Source organism: Halorubrum salsamenti, assembly GCF_007671685.1.
GTDB classification, from domain to species: Archaea; Halobacteriota; Halobacteria; order Halobacteriales; family Haloferacaceae; genus Halorubrum; species Halorubrum salsamenti.
This window is the reverse complement of the sequence record NZ_VCNL01000001.1, coordinates 777,653-794,315: the sequence shown is the minus strand read 5'-3', so window position 1 is coordinate 794,315 and position 16,663 is coordinate 777,653. Positions and strand designations below refer to the sequence as shown.

16 protein-coding genes are annotated in these 16,663 nt (G+C 59.4%); 6 read left to right on the top strand and 10 right to left on the bottom strand.

Translation table 11 applies throughout. The annotated features are described in order from the left end of the window. Window positions 1–185: 185 nt before the first annotated feature. Both FGL94_RS03905 and FGL94_RS03900 read right to left on the bottom strand, forming a co-directional pair. Window positions 186–1,730 (bottom strand): ATP-binding protein, encoded by a 1,545-nt coding sequence (locus tag FGL94_RS03905; RefSeq protein ID WP_144921120.1) that lies wholly within the window; start codon window positions 1,728–1,730, stop codon window positions 186–188. Between the two features lie 669 nt (window positions 1,731–2,399). Continuing rightward, a complete protein-coding gene (locus FGL94_RS03900; RefSeq protein WP_144921118.1) occupies window positions 2,400–4,073 on the bottom strand; it encodes a histidine kinase N-terminal 7TM domain-containing protein in 1,674 nt (557 codons plus the stop codon). Between the two features lie 378 nt (window positions 4,074–4,451). On the opposite strand from FGL94_RS03900, the gene FGL94_RS03895 reads away from it, so the two are divergent. Beyond that, window positions 4,452–6,119 (top strand): hypothetical protein, encoded by a 1,668-nt coding sequence (locus tag FGL94_RS03895; RefSeq protein WP_144921116.1) that lies wholly within the window; start codon window positions 4,452–4,454, stop codon window positions 6,117–6,119. 292 nt (window positions 6,120–6,411) lie between these two features. Beyond that, entirely contained in the window at window positions 6,412–6,939 is a 528-nt protein-coding gene (locus FGL94_RS03890; protein WP_144921114.1) for a hypothetical protein, read from the top strand. 264 nt (window positions 6,940–7,203) lie between these two features. Here FGL94_RS03890 and FGL94_RS03885 read toward each other — a convergent pair whose 3' ends face one another. Next, window positions 7,204–7,626: an ester cyclase gene (locus FGL94_RS03885; RefSeq protein WP_144921112.1), complete on the bottom strand. Its 423-nt coding sequence runs from the start codon at window positions 7,624–7,626 to the stop codon at window positions 7,204–7,206. 228 nt (window positions 7,627–7,854) lie between these two features. On the opposite strand from FGL94_RS03885, the gene FGL94_RS03880 reads away from it, so the two are divergent. After that, window positions 7,855–8,652 carry a helix-turn-helix transcriptional regulator gene (locus FGL94_RS03880; protein WP_144921110.1) on the top strand — a complete coding sequence of 266 codons (798 nt, stop codon included), beginning with the start codon at window positions 7,855–7,857 and terminating at the stop codon, window positions 8,650–8,652. Between the two features lie 282 nt (window positions 8,653–8,934). Here the strand turns inward: FGL94_RS03880 and FGL94_RS03875 are convergent, their stop codons facing one another. Continuing rightward, window positions 8,935–9,540, bottom strand: coding sequence for a site-specific integrase (locus tag FGL94_RS03875; protein WP_144921108.1), 606 nt, complete (start codon window positions 9,538–9,540; stop codon window positions 8,935–8,937). 281 nt (window positions 9,541–9,821) lie between these two features. On the opposite strand from FGL94_RS03875, the gene FGL94_RS03870 reads away from it, so the two are divergent. Together FGL94_RS03870 and FGL94_RS03865 are read left to right on the top strand one after the other, a co-directional pair. Further along, window positions 9,822–10,073, top strand: coding sequence for an AbrB/MazE/SpoVT family DNA-binding domain-containing protein (locus tag FGL94_RS03870; protein ID WP_144921106.1), 252 nt, complete (start codon window positions 9,822–9,824; stop codon window positions 10,071–10,073). Further along, window positions 10,074–10,508, top strand: a complete 435-nt coding sequence (locus FGL94_RS03865) for a PIN domain-containing protein (RefSeq protein WP_144921104.1) — start codon at window positions 10,074–10,076, stop codon at window positions 10,506–10,508. Window positions 10,509–10,677: 169 nt separating this feature from the next. Here the strand turns inward: FGL94_RS03865 and FGL94_RS03855 are convergent, their stop codons facing one another. Next, window positions 10,678–11,298 (bottom strand): replication initiation negative regulator SeqA, encoded by a 621-nt coding sequence (locus FGL94_RS03855; protein ID WP_144921102.1) that lies wholly within the window; start codon window positions 11,296–11,298, stop codon window positions 10,678–10,680. A 56-nt stretch (window positions 11,299–11,354) separates the two neighbouring features. After that, window positions 11,355–12,152, bottom strand: a complete 798-nt coding sequence (locus FGL94_RS03850) for an RIO1 family regulatory kinase/ATPase domain-containing protein (RefSeq protein ID WP_144921100.1) — start codon at window positions 12,150–12,152, stop codon at window positions 11,355–11,357. A gap of 124 nt (window positions 12,153–12,276) precedes the next feature. Between FGL94_RS03850 and FGL94_RS03845 the strand changes: the two genes are divergently transcribed. Next, window positions 12,277–13,422, top strand: a complete 1,146-nt coding sequence (locus FGL94_RS03845; protein ID WP_144921098.1) for an acyl-CoA dehydrogenase family protein — start codon at window positions 12,277–12,279, stop codon at window positions 13,420–13,422. Window positions 13,423–13,465: 43 nt separating this feature from the next. Here FGL94_RS03845 and FGL94_RS03840 read toward each other — a convergent pair whose 3' ends face one another. The 4 genes from FGL94_RS03840 to FGL94_RS03825 all read right to left on the bottom strand — a co-directional run bounded on the left by FGL94_RS03840 (window position 13,466) and on the right by FGL94_RS03825 (window position 16,614). Beyond that, window positions 13,466–14,068 carry a CDP-alcohol phosphatidyltransferase family protein gene (locus FGL94_RS03840; RefSeq protein WP_144921096.1) on the bottom strand — a complete coding sequence of 201 codons (603 nt, stop codon included), beginning with the start codon at window positions 14,066–14,068 and terminating at the stop codon, window positions 13,466–13,468. A gap of 26 nt (window positions 14,069–14,094) precedes the next feature. Then, window positions 14,095–14,637, bottom strand: coding sequence for an adenylate kinase family protein (locus FGL94_RS03835; protein ID WP_144921094.1), 543 nt, complete (start codon window positions 14,635–14,637; stop codon window positions 14,095–14,097). Beyond that, window positions 14,634–15,728, bottom strand: coding sequence for a histidinol-phosphate transaminase (gene hisC, locus FGL94_RS03830; protein ID WP_144921092.1), 1,095 nt, complete (start codon window positions 15,726–15,728; stop codon window positions 14,634–14,636). Before hisC ends, FGL94_RS03835 begins: the two co-directional genes overlap by 4 nt. Window positions 15,729–15,870: 142 nt before the next feature. Next, the gene (locus tag FGL94_RS03825; protein WP_144921090.1) at window positions 15,871–16,614 is read right to left on the bottom strand and encodes a fumarylacetoacetate hydrolase family protein; all 744 of its coding nucleotides are present in this window, start codon (window positions 16,612–16,614) and stop codon (window positions 15,871–15,873) included. Between the last annotated feature and the right edge of the window lie 49 nt (window positions 16,615–16,663).

Below are 16,663 nucleotides of genomic sequence, written 5' to 3'. Positions count from 1 at the left end.
CGCGCTCTCTATTCAGCAGAGGTGTCGTGTCAGACCTGAAGATTTCAACAGAGCCAAACGACGGTATGAGCGGGTCAGTTGGACTCATCCACCGCAGCGTTCGCCCGACTCTATGGAATGGTATGTGAATTGCTCAATAACGATCTTAAAAGTTGTCTAAGCTGTTCTTGTTCTCTCTACTCCCGTTATGGTGTCGGCAGATGAACCTCGATTGTTGTCCCTCGATCGAATTCTGTGACTTCGATCTTCCCATCTAACGTTGTGATGATCCAATAACACAGCCACAGTCCAAGCCCCTGTCCGTGGACGAGTGGTGTCTCTTCGCCTGTCTCTAAGACACCCCGTTCTGTATTCGGAAGTCCCGGTCCGTCATCGCGTATTTGACAGATTACCTGCAGATCGGACACATGCACATCAATTTCGATAGATGCAGGACTCCCCCCATGCTTCGCGGCGTTGTCCACAAGTTCAAATAACGCCACTTCGACGCGTGGAAGCGTCTCCGCGATCGCTTTGTCCGGCGCGTCAACAGTTATTGAGACATCCGCATACCGTGTTTCACACTCAGTGACGATACGATCGACCAGCGGCATGATGTCCGTCGGTTCCAACTCGGGCGAAATATCGCGGTTTTCCTCTATTTGCTGTGCGGATTCTGTCAGGTCAAGCAACCGCGTCGCAGCTGCCCTGATAACTGTCGCTTTGGTAGCCTGCTCTCCGTCCATGTCTTCGGCAAGCATATCGGCCCACCCTCGGATCACAGTCATCTCGTTTCGTACGTTGTGCCGGAGCACTCGGTTGATCACGCTGATGAGTCCTTCGCGCTGACGACGTCCCGTTGCATCACGGATCAGTAGCTGTATCCCGACGATGTCGTCCTCTGAGCGTTCCGACTCGGGCACGCCCCCGTCGTAGACTGGGACACCGCGAATATCCGTGTAGACGATGTCACCCGATTTCGTTTTTAGTGGCAGATCTTGGGCTTCGGCCGGCTCCCCGCTCAGTATCTGTGAGCGATTTTTCAACGCCCGCTCGCTGGTCTGTGCGTCCGGATGGGTGATCGTTATCGGTTGACCGATCAGTTCCGCCGGCGAATAGCCCAACAGGTCCCGGACGCCTTCAGAGGCATACGTGAACATTCCGTCGGTATCGAAGCGAAAGACGGAGTCGAAATTGGCGTCGATGACGGCTCGGTATATCTCTCGCTGTTCGTTCAACCGTTCTTCGCGCTGTGTGAGTTCTCGTTCGTATCGTCGTCGCTCGATGGCTTGCCCGCCGAGTCGCGCGACCAGTTCAACGAAGAACCGCTCTGCGTCAACGAAGGGATCGTCGCGTGGCTCCGTATCGGCAAAGCACGCCGTCCCATACACCTCACCATCGACGATGACTTTTGCGCCGATGTACGCGCCTAAATCAAACGTCTCAATAGCGGTGTCGGAGATCTCTGGGGACGCATGAGCGTCTTCGATGGCGAGTTGGCTATCGATTTCGATGGTTCGACGACAGTACGCTTTGTTGAGCGGACAGCTCTCGCCGGGCTGGATCAACGGGTGATCTCCGGTCGCGTGAAGGATTTTCTGCGTACCGTCAATAATACGCGTGAAAAAGCCCACAGAGAGGTCGAGAAATTCAGTACCCGTAGTGAGTGCCTGCTTAATTTGAGTCTCAAATTCGGTGTTCGGATCGGCAAATATCTCGTAGATTTGGTCTCGATACGCGACGGACTCCATATCGGAACACACCTAGTCAACTCGTATGAAAGTTGTGTGGCCCAATCAGCTCGCACTATCTCCTCGTAAATTCGGGTGTACATCGCCGAAAAGAGTTCAGGTGCAAGATACGCGCGTTGTATCTCGCACGAATATCGGGACACCTCCTTGAGCTGGTAGAATCCTCGACGCTCAATACGCGGTTCTCATCGACCGGGTGTTTCAGCCGATAATGTGTCTGAATAATAGGATTTCAACAGAGCCACAATTCCCTATCGAGTCGAGGTTTCCGGAAACCGTCTTTGAGTACCTCTCTGGAACAGGCCCAATGGTTAACCACCGGGAGAATGAAATGGAACCTCATGCGTAAATCATCACTAATCCTGATTGTGGGCGTGATCGTATTCGTCCTCCCAATTCCGGGAACGTTCATTCTCGGTGGGATACTCGTTATCGTGGGAGCTATCGCCCGTGCCCTTGGGGAATAAGAACGCGGGGCTCTGTCGAAATACTCAGAGATTGATACGTACTGATTGCTAAATACAGGGGACTCACGTACCGATCATTCCACTGAATAAATTGTTTCCAGTCAAGAGGATACTACGAGACATACAGAATGAGTTCAGGTGCCGTAATCGTAGTAACTCAGATGTTCTCTAATTTTAGCAACGAATCTCAGCACGGATATCACTAAGACGCCTTATTCGGAGGCGTACGAATCGGTAGTTCGACGACGAAGACTGAACCGTTAGGATTGTTGTCTTCGATCCACACGTCGCCACCGAATTGGTCGGTTAAGAGATAGACGAGATACAGACCAATCCCAGATCCGGGACTGTCTAAGCCCTTTTCTCCCTTCCCGAAGATCTGTTCTTTCTGGTTGTCGGGAATGCCAGGTCCATTATCTGCAATCCGGCAACGAACTTTCTCAGGATCCTCTTCACAGGTAACAGTGATCTCAGGGGTTTCTTTGTCGTTGTGTCGGACCGCATTTTCGAGGATATTCCGAAAGAGCGATGAGAGCATCTCGTTTGCCTGTACCGACACGTCAGAGAGCTCACCCGCTACCTGAAACTGAGCGCTCGGGAACGAATCTCGTACTGCAGCGAGTTCTGCGTCCAGAAGCGGCTTGAGTTTGACTTCTTCCAATTCAGCAGTTCCATCGTCTGAAAGAGATTCAATGAAATCACGTGCGACCTCTGTGATTTGGATTACGTGCTGGGACTTCTGTAACACTCGGTTCAGAGCATCTTCCCCGTCTTCATCGATATGATCTTCGAGGATCTTGGCCCATCCGAAAATAACGGTCATATCGTTCCGGATGTCGTGCCGAACCACGCGGTTCAGGGCTTCGAGCTGATCGGTTTTCTCTTCGAGCCGCTGGCGATACGACTCGCGCTCTGTTACGTCGATAACTGTCACTAACTGGCCGGTCATCACCTCACCAGCTAAGAATGGCGTGCTTGAGACGTCATAGTACCGTGTACCGTCGTCTCGCATAATCGCCAGCACATCTTGTTTTGTGAGATGATCGGCAAGTGCTGGATTCACAGTATCGAGCGGTTTGCCAAACGATTCCTCAAGTGCCGGAAAGAGTCTGCGAGCTGCTTGGTTATAATCCCGAATACAGTTCTCCTGATCGAGGAAGATCGCCGGCTTGTCTGACTCTCCGGTGAGTCGGATCCCCTCAAACCGCTGTCTGTAGAAGAAGAGTGTTCCAACGGCGAAGAGCGCGACGCCAGGCGGCTCATACATTAACGGGAGCAGCCAGTCAACTTGACCGCCAATGATCGTTGCAACAGCTGGCAGTCCTGAAAGGCCAACGAGAACGACGAGCGGGCGACTGTCACTACCGGTATGATAGAATCGCTCCATAAGGACGAAGAACCCAACAGCGATGGCGGCATATGAGAGTCCTAAGACGATCCAGTAGAGCAGTTCGTGGTGGATAACGAGATGAGGAAATGGCTCAGTGACCCATTCGGTCGTAAAATAGAGATTGTGAAGTGGATTCGTGACCTTGAGTGCGGTGAAAAAGAGGAATGTCCCGAGGATGAGATTCCGGAACGGAGCCTGTCTCGGTGGACGGCCGGTATAGGCAGCACAAAAGTAGAGCCACGACCCGACAGCAACGAACGCAAACACAAATCCCAGTATATAGAACGCAAGTTTCCCCGAATGCGTCGGTGCGAGTAGGTAACCGAGATACCCACCAGACCACAGAGCGACGGAACCGAGGAAGACAACGAACCCCTCTCGTGTCCCCGGATGCTGGATCTTCCGTGCTTGAGGAATTGCCGCCACACAGGCAATCGCAGATAGCGCGAAAATTATGATGTGACCGATAAGAAGTGGCTCAAGCATTCAGATACACAGTAGTCATCAGGCATTCAAAATAACTGTTTGGAAATATACTCCGACATTGGTCAATTTGACCTGCTCACAGTCAATAGGCAGCTCTCATTGACCGGCTGTTTCAGGTGAGAATCTATCTGAAGAAGAGGATTTCAACAGAGCCTCGGCAACTGATACAGAGCCTCTGGTGAGTATAGAGAGTGTAGCTACTGCGGTCAGGGCGGGATTGGTGCTTACCATGTTGTTCTTTTAACTAATTTGGCTAGGATCAGCTGAAACCTGTCCTGTGTCATATAGAACATATTGAATAGAAGTGGTAACAAATAACATATCATGGTCGCGGTGATATGGCTTATCGAAGGGGTGCGAAAGCGATCTCGTCGAGCGATGGCTGGACTGTTCGCTGGTGTGAGCATCTTGGCGTCCCAGTCCGCGGCCAACCTTCTAGCCAGCGCCGGTGATCTATTCGATCTCGGCTCTAGTCTATTTATCGGCTACCAGGCGCTCGGCGGCGGGAATGCCGTCGTCGGTGCCATTCTTACGTACGTGTTCTTCGGATATCTCGTATACGCCTACACCCCAGAATTGTACATCGGAAAATTCGGCGACATCGTCGAGGCACAGGTTTTTCGAGCACTCACTGCGGTCGCGACACTCTATTTCGGACTCCTCATCGGTCGGATAACTGGGAGCGTTCCAGATGGGGGCCCGTTTGTCTACCTCCCCCAAGACGATGGGAACATAATGGCAGCCTTTCTCGCCGGTTTCGTGGTCAGTACAGTCATTTTTAGTGGCTATATACACCTGCTCAGGGATGAGAGTCTGTTCGACACGTCAGGTGACATTTTCAAGACGTTCGATCTGTTTAGTACCAGGCCATTACATGAGGAAGTTGAGAAGATTGAGAAACTCCCGCGTCGTCGTCGCCACTTGTACGTCGCACTCAACGAGAGTTTAGTCGGCGCGCTCTACGTGACTCCGGCCGTTTTTCTTGGTATAACACTGGCCGCTGTTGGGCTTCTGTCACCGATACCAGAAGGACTTGTTGTTGTGGCCGTTCTCGGGAACTATAACCCACTCAGCGGTCGGCTGCCCGGTTCGGTCGCCGACACTGTCGGTAGCGACATCGACTTCAGAATCGCCGACAATGTCATGGACTCTTTCCAGAATCGGAAGGGAATGGTTCTGTTATGGCCTTGTATTCTAGGTATGCTGGTCAGCGGGCTCACCCTAGTCTTTAGCATCTTTATTTTCGCATATATCGGGAAATTGTTTTTTGATACCTGGCTTGGATTTGTCGCAATTCCCGATGTATTGGGTGACCAGTTCTTTTCACGGATAGGCGGCCTCGTAGGGCGTCTGTGGGTTGGTGTGGGAGTTATTATGAGTCTGATGACGTACGTTGTCTACAGCCTACTGTACTGGTTCCGGCAACTCCAACGGCTGCCTGCATACGTCACGTTCTGGCAGGCCCACTGGCAGAATGAGTCCAGTTCGCCTCCTGTGCCGTCGGTGACGCGGCCTCCCGGCTTGTTCTTGCCCGGGAACGCTCTCTTATTGGGATTGGGACTGGTGGCCTGGCTGACCGTCAACGGCGGTCCGTTGATAGGATGGATCGGATTTGGTGTTGTCTGGCCCGTCCTGGTCGGAATCGTCGTCTGGTCGGTTCGTGCTGGCTATCGTCACTCACCGCAACCACTTCGGGGCGAGGGACGGGCCATCCTCGCTGCGTTCGGAATCCAGTTCGTATCCTTTAGTATCGTGTTTACCCTTTTTACCCAGCAGTCACCCTGGTTGATACTCGGATTCCCGCTGCTCCTCGTCAGCCTCACCTATCTCCCCGAATTCATTGTGTACAGCGAGCGTCGGCAGGGGATGGCGCATTATCTCGACTTGATCTACGCGACCGGAATCCTTGCTGTCTCGCTGTTCGCAGTGGAATCTCTCCGTTCGCTCCCACTTGTCGTGTATCTCATCGTCGCTGGCATCTTACTGGTGTGGATGTTGCAAAAGATAATCGAACCTTCCCCTGCTGATTCGTCGGCAGGGGAGTGACGTCACGAGCGGGTCCATAGGCGGTAGGTTCTCCGGTTGAGAAGTTCAACAACGTATTCCGCTGGAGTGGCGTGACTACAGTTATTTTGGCTCTGTTGAAATCCCCTTCTTCAGATACATTCTCACCTGAAATAGCCAGTCGCTGAAGAGTGCGTATTGAGCACCGAGAGTTCTACCAATTTGGGTAGGTATTTCGATAGTCTTGCGAGATACAACGCGCATATGGCACGGGCTGAAGCTCGATCCCGAAGAGTAGTGATCGGTTAGTACAGTCTATGAAGATTTCAGTAGAGTGGGCAGCTACTTATGTAGGGCAACACGAATTGCAAAAACTGTGTCTCGAAGAGGTCCAGCATTCGTCGAGTCCGAATCGGAACTATTCGCAGATATCGATCGTAAACAGAGTCATGGAGACATCTCCACAAAGACTGCGGAAGCCTTCATCGAATTATACGAATTTGCGAAGGAGATCGGCGATGACGTTTCCATCGGAGAGGCAAAAAACGCAAATTTCCAAGTCCGGGTGGATGCTCACCTCGGCGATTACCAGAACAACCCTAGTGTGTTTACAGCGAATGTGAACGGGGACCTGAAGATCTGGCCGGCCAGAATGATAATGGATAACGCTCCGGATTTTAGTGTAGTCGAGTGGGACGAGGAAGACTACTACGAATTTGAAAGGGCATTTCAGTCACTCAAGGGAGTTTCACCGGACACGACAACTGTACAGTTCGAAACAATCGGATCAGATGGTGATGTAGACGAATTCAAAGCCATTGTTGAAGAGTTTGTCTCCACGTGTCGAGAGAAAGCAAAATAACCGCCTCTGTTGAACTCTCTTCGGTCGGACAGGAACCGCGTGCTGTATACAGGTCTCTGTATCTCGCACCTCACTACTGACAGAAACTGAGGAGATCTCCTGGGCGATGCTGAATGCAGTGCGCGTCTTGCACGGAGTATCGACCTGAACCCACCGGTCACAACATTCGCTTAGTCAACATGGTCCCGATGTCTTATCAGTTCACTGGCTAAAATCTGAAACAGTGGTAAAATAAAGGGTATATGTAACAGCGGAGAGCGGGCCTCATTCCGATAATCCGAGCTGTTCGAAGACCTCTTGCTGGTCAAAGTAAACCCGATACTCTTGTATCCTACCGTTTGCGACGTAGCAGTGAGCCATCTCCTGAATCTCGACTTCGTGTCCCGTAGGCGGGATACCCTCGAATTCGCCCTCGTGGGTCATCGTCAGCTTCGCTTCGTACATCACTCGATTATCGTCGGCCAAGAGATCGATAATTGATACGTGGAAATCGGGGAAGCCAGCCACTACCCCGCGCATGAACGCCTCCAGTTCGTCACGGCCATGGACGGAACCTCCAGGTGCCGTTGGATTCTGAACAACGACAGATTCCGATACGAGTTCTGGTATCGCCGAGTAATCCTTTTCATTCCATGCTTCCACATACGCTTTCACGAGTTGTTCGGACTCCGTCGTAGCTTGTGCCATCGGTGTACCCCGGTGAGAATTGAGACCGGCATTACAAAGCCTTACTTCGTAGGAATCTTCCCATAGTCTGGGAACTGATAGTTTCTCCCCCACACCTCCGATTGTTTTGTTACTCGCCATGGCCTCGATATGGGAGCCGCTCAGTTCAAAAGACAGACCACGCATCCGCTATTGGTACCTCGGCGGTTTCTCGGTGGTTTTTTGCTGCTATCTGTGTTACTGTTTATCATGGAGGGCGCATTGGAGGACATCCGATTCCTGGCAAGTTCGGAGAACCGCATTCGCGTTTTGAGTGCGCTCACCCATGGGTCCGCCTCTCGACGTCAGTTGCAAGAGGAGACAGGGGTCCCCCGATCCTCAGCAGCGCGAGTTCTTGAAGAAGCTGAAACACGTGGGTGGGTTGGCTCAACCGGGAGCGAATACTGGATTACAGGGAGCGGAGAGGCCATGATCACGGAGATATCTCGGTCAATTGAGGCCACAAAGGGCGTTCAGCATCTCGGGAAGGCAGTTGAGTGGCTCCCAGAACCAGTCCAAACCATCGATTATTGCCATTTCAAAGACGCCCGGATCACGTTGCCAACCCAAGAGAATCCAACTGCTGCGTTCGATCAGGGGCTGGATCGAATCAGAGACGCGAACGTGTACCGAGGGCTAACCCAGAATTCACTACCGCAGTACATGCGCGCGATCGGTGATCAAGTCAAGGCAGATAGCCTCGAATTCGAGGCTGTTATCGAAGAGAGTTTCCTTGACGTCCTCCGAAACGACAGAGAGCGGGCCGATCCTTGGTCAGTGATTGCCGACCAAGTGTGGGTCTACGACGGCCACGTACCAATAAACATGCATCTCATCGACGATATTGCGCTAATCTGGTTATGCGGAGAAGACGAGGACGGAAATGAGGTGGTGCCGAAGGGACTCCTCGAATCCGAAAATCCCCGTGTCGTATCGTGGGCGGAATCGTTTTACGAGGAGTATGTGGATGCGGCAAGACCGTTAACCCCGGATCTGTTCACGATATAGATACCCCGTTTTGTTCCAACAGGCCGAGCGATAATCGTCGTAAATTGAGAGCGGTGGTTCTGTCGGTTTAAGTGGTACAGCTGACCGTTCTTACCTCGTCTGTAGTTACTTTTCTGCTGCATACATCTTCTGTATCTCGCACGTGGCTTCTGATGGAATGTGGGTAGATCGGTGATATACATCGGTAGGTGGATCTCCTGTATTGACCGCATCCGGATCAGAATGTGTCACCCGTTGAGGATTTCAACAGAGCCGTTGCCGAGGATTCTAAAGATTCGAATTTTACGCGAACCCCGCCTCCTCGAAGGCGTCGTTCACAACCTCGGGTGTCGGCGCGTTCAGGTAGGGCTCGATCGCCTGGAAGGAATCCCACCCGCCGACCTGCATGACCACGCGCGGGTTCACCTGCTTATCGACGAGGAGCCGCTGCGCGAATCGGCGCCGGAGATCGTGGCTCGACACGTGGAGAAAGTCCTCGTCGCCGGTCGCGTCGGCCGCGCGTTCGGCCGTGCGTTTGACCACCGCCCGGATCCCGCTCTCGGAGAGGTCGACGATCGGATCGTGGCGCCCGACGTCCTCCGAGCGCACGTACCGATGGATATAGCCCTCGACCTCCCGCGGGAGGTAGGCGTCGCGAGGTTTCCCGCCGCTCCCGGTCGTGTCTTTCCCCTCTGGCACGCGGAGCCGGAAGTGGTCACCGTCGGGAGCCCGCTTCACGTGTTTCGGTGCGACCTGCGGGATCTCGAACGCGCGGAGCCCGACGAACCCACTGAGCTGTATCACGAGGTCGTCGCGGTGGCCTCCCGCAGCGCGCCGGAGTTCCTCGATCTCATCATCCGTGAGCCAACACTTGTACTGGTCCCCCTTGCCGGTCGCCTCTAAGTGCATGTGAACTTCCAAAAGAAGGTAGCACTTAGTACGGCAGAACCGACGAGTTCCTCACCGCGATCGGAGCGAATTCGGGGGGTTCGTTGACTTGGTCAAGGTCGAGTGGGACAAGGGAACGAAGCGGTACTCTCTCGTCGGGGTCGACCATTCCGAGTCAGTTCCCGAACAGCTCTGATTCGAAGGCTTCGGACACAGACGGCCCGCTGAACGCGAACTCCCAATTTCGAACAGTAGTGTGATGACACACTATATTTATTGGTCGTGTCCCCGTACTCCCGCGTATGAGTAGCGATAGCGTTGATTCCGAGAGTAAGGTCTCGGGGAACCAGGCGAACATCCCCGCCCACATCCGCCGAGAACTGGAGATCGACGACGGCGACAAACTCCGCTGGCAGATCGAGGACGACGGCACGCTCCGCGTGCGGGTCGTCCAACAGCGCAGCGGAACGTTCAGCGACTTCGACGGATACGACGGCGACCAGCAGACCACCGTCGAGAGCGAACACGACGCTTGGGGCGTCGACACCGAGTAGATGCCCCGCGCGCTCGTCGACACGACGGTTCTCTTCGCGGCGGCGTACCGCCGCGATAGCGCACACGATGACGCGCTCCCGATCCTCAGGGGGATCGACACCGCCGACCTCCCGGAAGCGGTGATCCTCGATTACGTGCTCGCGGAAACGCTCAACGGCCTGACGACGCACGCGGGCCACGACGCCGCCGTCGACTTCCTCGACCGGGTGGAGGAGAACACACGATTCCATGTCGACTCCCTGACGACGGACGCGTTCGCGACGGCGAAAGCCCTCTTCCGGCAGCACGAACGGTTCTCGTTCGTCGACGCCTGTATCGTCGCGTACATGCAAGCGGAGGGACTCGGGTACCTCTACGCGTTCGACGACGACTTCGACGCCGCCGAGGACGTCTACCGCCTCGACGTCGAAACCAACCCGTATCAATCGGAGTGACCGGGACGCGGCCCGCGTTCCGCGAACCTCCTTCACACACCGGACGAGTGTTCCGACGGTTCGACCATCCGGAACACCGTTCGGAACGCGCCTAATTCGAGGTCTTCGCGAAGTACGACAGCGAGGACACCGTGTTCTACTGCGACCCGCCGTATGTCGGGTATGAGGACTATATCTCCAGTTCGACCCTATCGCACCCGTATTTCTCCATCACCTGCTCGATGAGCCGTACAACCGTATTTGCGGAGAAGTTGGTTTCGAGATACAGATCGGTGTCCGGGATCTTCCGCGGCTTTACCAGCTCCGACTGCCGGCCCTCCGTCACGAAGTAGCTCCGCTTGCGGCCCTCGATCTCCGTGATCGGCTCGTGGTCGTCGACGTTGCGAAGGATCTGCGTCACCGCCGTGGTGAGCGTGTCCGCCCAGGTGTCCACGTCGTAGCTCTCGCCGAAGAGCTTGAGCACGGAGGGCGTGGTTCCGGTGTAGTCGTCGATCGCGGTGGAGTCGCTCGACGCCGGTTCTTCGGCGAGTTCCTCTCGGGTGGTGTTCTGCAGGAGCTTGTTGATCGTCTCCGCGAAGTCCTGATACGCGCCTTGGAGGAAGACGAACTTCTCGCTCTGCTTATCGTACGCGTACTGCTCGGCGACCTCGTGGACGCCGTGCTCGGCGGTAGAGAGGGTCTTGTCGGGGGTCGGTGTCCACATGTCGAGCAGTTCGATGTCGCGGTTGCCCCGGCTGTACTGGCGGAGAGTGTTGTCGATGTCGGTGGACTTGCCGATCTTGATGTCCATGATTTTGAGCCCAGAGTATTCGAGGTGAGGCCGTCTCTCCTCGCCCCTCCGCCACCCTACGCCGCCCGCTTCTCCAGTTCGCCGGTGAGTCCGGCGGCGTCGAACTCGTGGTCGGGCCGGATCGCGACGAAGTCGAGGAACTGCCGAGCGGCCAGGATCTCGTCGGTCGAGTAGCTGTCGAGCGCGGCGTCGACGGCGTCGGGTGCGCCGATCAGGGGTTCCAGCGCGGCGAGCGCGCTCGCGAGGTCGTACGACCGCGCCGACTCGCGACCCTCCTCGCTCACGCTCGTCGCGTCGATGACGTAGAGGTCGCCGTCGCGCACGAGGACGTTCTCGGCGCGGAGGTCCCCGTGGGCGAGCCCGGCGTCGTGGATCGTCCGGAGCGTGGCGAACAGCGCCGGGGCGAGCGCGGCCACGTCCTCGGCGTCGAGCTCGTCGAGCGTCCGGAACTCGGGGAGGTACTCCAACACGAGGACGCCGAGGTCGCCGACCTCCAGCGCCTCGATCGGCTCCGGGGCGTTGACGCCGATCTCGCGGACCTTCTGCGTCGCCTCCAGTTCGTGACGCGCCATCTCGTAGGGAGTCTCGTAGCGTTCGAAAAAGCCCTCGGTGCCCGCAGAGAAGGCGCCGAGGTTGCGTCCGGTGGTGAACAGCGCGTGGACGAGCGTGTTCTGGCGGGTGATCACCTTCACGAACAGGTCGTCGTCGATCACCATCGGGGTCGACAGCCAGTTGTCGGCGTCGAGGAACCGCACCCGCATCTCGTCGCGGTCGTACCGGTCCGCCAGCTCGCGGACGACCCGCTCGATATCGGGCCAGTCCACGCGACCGCGCACGATCCGGCGGAGCTCCATGGAGGGTCCGAGGCGACCGCGACTGATAAATGGTCACGTCGACCGAATGGAGCGCCTCGTCTCCCCGTGAAAAACGATCACGGTCGTTCGTATCGTTTATGCCAGCGCGTCGCAATTCTTGCCCATGGACTTCGAGCTGCCCGCGGAACACCGGATGATCCGCGACACCGTGCGGGACTTTTGCGAGTCCGAGATCCGGCCGATCGCGCAGGAGATCGAGGACGACCACCGGTTCCCCGAGGAGGTGTTCGCCGACCTGAACGACCTCGACGTGATGGGCGTGCCGATCTCGGAGGAGTACGGCGGGCTCGGCGGCGACCAGCTCATGTACGCCTTGGTCACCGAGGAGCTGGGCCGCGTCTCCGGGGGAATCGGGCTCTCGTACGCCGCCCACACCTCCCTCGGGGCGAAGCCGATCGAGCTGTTCGGGACGCTGGAACAGAAGGAGGAATGGCTCCGGCCGCTCGCCGAGGGCGGCGAGCTCGGCGCGTGGGCGCTCACGGAGCCCGGCAGCGGCTCCGACGCCTCGGACATGGACACGACCGCCGAGTACGACGCCGACGCCGGCGAGTACGTGCTGAACGGGACGAAGCAGTTCATCACGAACGCGAACGTCGCCAACAGCGTGCTGGTGAAGGCCGTCACCGACCCCGACGCGGGCTACGACGGCATCTCCACGTTCATCGTCGATCCCGCTGACGACGGGTTCGAGGTGACGACGGTCTGGGACAAGATGGGGCTCAACTGCTCGCCCACCTGCGAGATCTCGCTGGACGACGTGCGGATCCCGGAGGACCGGTTGCTCGGCGAGGAGGGCGAGGGGTGGACGCAGACGATGAAGACGCTCGACGGCGGCCGGATCTCCATCGCGGCGCTCTCGGTGGGGCTCGCGCAGGGCGCCTACGAGGCCGCCAAGGAGTACGCCGGCGAGCGCGAGCAGTTCGGCAAGCCGATCGCGAAGTTCGACGCGATCCGCGACAAGGTAGTCCACATGCACCGCCAGACCGAGCGCGCCCGCCTGCTCACGCACAAGGCGGCGACGACGTACGACGCCGGCGAGTCCGTCACTCGAGAATCCGCGCTGGCGAAGCTCGACGCCAGCGAGGCCGCCCGCGAGGTGGCCGAGGAGGCGGTCCAGACGCTCGGCGGCTACGGCTACACGACCGACTTCGCGCCCCAGCGCTTCTACCGTGACGCGAAGCTGATGGAGATCGGCGAGGGGACGAGCGAGATCCAACACGTCGTGTTGGGCCGCGAGCTCGGGCTGTAGACGGACGTCATTTATATCGGTTTTTCAACGGAGCCTCCGTCCCTTATAAATCGCGCCACGCGCCGAGGAACCGCTGGACGGCGGTGAGGTGGCCGACGGCTGCGAACAGCGCGAGCAGGAGCCCGACGACGGTCAGGCCGGCGACGATCGGCGCGGAGTACGCCGCGGCGGCGACGCCGACGATCCCCATCAGCGCGAGCCGGTCGGCACGCCCGAGCAGCCCGCCGTACTCGCGGCCGATGCCGACGGCCTGAATCTGGGTCCCCATGTACGAGGTCATCAGCACGCCGGTCACCGCGGCGAAGCCGAGCGCGTACGCCTCGATCCCGACCGTGAACCCGGCGATCACCGCGATGTCGGCGTAGCGGTCGAGGACGTGATCGAGGAGGTCGCCGCCGTCGGAGGAGACCTCGAGGTGGCGCGCGAGCGCGCCGTCGACGAGGTCGAGCCAGCCGTTGAGCAGGACGCAGACCGCCCCGGCGAGATAAAAGGCGGGCTCGCCGACCGCGAACGCGCCGGCGGCCGCCACCGCGACGCCGAACGCGAGGACGCTCACCTGGTCCGGAGAGAGCCCGATCTTGGCCGCGGCGCGCACCCACGGCCCGAGCAGGCGGTCGGCGACGGAACGGTACTGGTCGAGGGTCATCTATCGATCCGACGGTCGCGGCGGGCTCATATATAATCCATGAAGTCGACGGTCCCCGCGCTCGGCTCGCGATCGCCCTCGATCGCCGCGCGGATCGCGTCGGCCACGGCCGCCGGGTCCCGGTCGGTGGTGTCGATCTCGTAGACGTTCTCGGTCCCGTGTTCGGCGACCGCCTCCGAGAGGATCACGTCGAGCGCCTCGCTCTCTGCGTTTTCCTCGGCAGTCGGTGCGGGTTCGCCGCGCTCGCGAAGCCGCGTCTCGACCGTCTCCGGGTGACACCGGAGGACGACCACGCGGTCGACGTCGAACCGGTGCGCGAGGTGGGAGTCGAGCACGCCGGACCAGTCGCCGAGGCGGTCGCGGACCGCGTCGAGGTCGGCGACGAGCGTGTCCCGGTCGGCGTCGCGCTCGGTCCAGAGGCCGTCGTCCCGCTTGATGCGGTCGTTGAGGTGGATGACGTCGTACTCGTCCGCGAGGAGGGCCGTCGCCGTCGACTTCCCGGTCCCGGGAGTGCCGGTGACGGCGACGCGGATTGGGGAGTCAGCTTCGTCGCGCTCGGTCCCGCTCACGCTCGAACACCCAACCCGAGGTCCGCGAGCGTCTCGTTGAGCCGGTCGACGGCCTCGCGGGTCCCCTCGCGCGTGCCGGTCGAGATCCGGACGTGGTTCGGGAGCCCGAAGGAGGTGCAGTCGCGGATGATCACGCCGCGCTCCTGGGCCGCCTCGGCGACCCGCTCCGCGTCGCCGACCTCGGCGAGCACGAAGTTTCCGGCCGATTCGACGGTCGGGGCGTCCAGCTCGTCCGCGATGTACTCGCGCGCCCAGCGCGCCGTCTCGACCGACTCCGCGACGTGCCCCTCGTCGTCGAGGGCCGCGAGCGCGGCCCGGCACCCAAGTTCGCTCGCCGCGAAGGGGGTGTTGACCCGGGCGTACGCCTCGCCCCACGCCTCCGGGACGACGCTGTACCCGATCCGGAGCCCGGCGAGGCCGTACGCCTTCGAGAAGGTGCGGAGCACCGCCACGTCGTCGCGCTCGGTCGTCAGCGGGATCGCGCTGTCGACCTCGGCGAACTCCCCGTACGCCTCGTCGACGACGACGAGCGTCTCCTCCGCGGTCGCGTCCGCGATCGCCCGCACCTCGTCGAGCGGCATCACCGAGCCCGAGGGGTTGTGCGGCGAGGTGAGGTAGACGATCCGCTCGCCGCCGTAGGCGGTCAGCACCGTCTCGGCGTCCTGCGCGAAGCCGTCGTCGGGAGAGAGCGCGTACTCGGAGACCTCGCCGTGGTGGTAGCGGGCGGACATGGCGTAGTAGGCGAAGCCGGGCTCCGGGACGAGCACCTCGTCGCCGGGCTCTAACGCCGCCCGCGAGAGGTAGTCGATCGAGCCGTCGGCGCCGGGCGAGACCCACACCTGCTCGGTCGGCACGTCCCACTTCTCGGCCAGCCTCTCGGTGAGGTCGGTGTGCGAGGACTTCGGGTACTGGTGGACGCGGTCGGCGTGCTCGCGGAGCGCCTCGACGGCCGCCGGGCTCGGGCCGTGCGGGTTCTCGTTCGAGGAGAGCTTGATGAGGTCGTCGGGGTCGAGCCCGCGGTCGCGGGCGACCTCCTCGACGCCTCGACCCGGCACGTACGGCGAGTGATCGGAGAGATCCCGTGGTTGCATGCGCGTGGATCCGGGCGGGGCGCTCTTAAGACTGGCCGAACCGCTCGTTCACCGGAAACGCGGTGTGCGACCGGGCGGCACGGGACAAGGGCGGGGCGGGGCGGAGGCGGGAAGAGAGCGGGAGGACGTGACCGTCGCGTTCTCAGGGGACCCGCACGTCGTGTTCGAGCGTCCCGACGCCCTCGACCTCGACCTCGACGGTGTCGCCGTCCGAGAGGGCGCCGACGCCCTCGGGCGTGCCGGTCGAGATCACGTCGCCCGGCTCCAGCGTGAGGTAGGCGGTGATCTCCTCGATCAGCGTCGGCACGTCGAACATGAGGTACGAGCGGTCGCTCGACTGCTTCGTCTCGCCGTTGACGCGGAGCTCGACGCTCGCGTCGTCCGGCACCTCGTCGGGGGTCGCCATCACCGGACCGAGCGGCGCGGCGCCGTCGAACGCCTTGCCCCGTACCCAGTTCTGCTCGCGGTTCTGGTCGTCGCGGTTCGACACGTCGTTCATGCAGGTGAAGCCGGCGACGACGTCCATCGCGTCGTCGGCGTCGACGTCCTTGCACTGTTCGCCGATGACGACCGCGATCTCGGCCTCCCAGTCGATCCGGTCTTTCCCCGGGGGAACCGTGATCTCGCCGCCGTGGCTCGCCAGCGCGTTCGGCGGCTTTAAAAAGAGGAGCGGTCGGTCCGGCACCTCGTTGTCGAGCTCGGCGGCGTGGTCGGCGTAGTTGCGGCCGATACAGACGATCTTCGTCGGCTCCGCGGGCGGGAGCACGTCGATCGCGGGGTCGTCGAGCGCGTACTCGTCGCCCGCGAAGGCGACGGTGTCGGTCTCGGGGTCGTAGGTCCCCTCGCGGATCGAGCCGGCCGGGTCGCGGAACCGTGCGTGGTGCATGTCTCCCGGATCGGGCGGCCGCCCGAAAAGCGTTCCCGGAGAGGCAAAC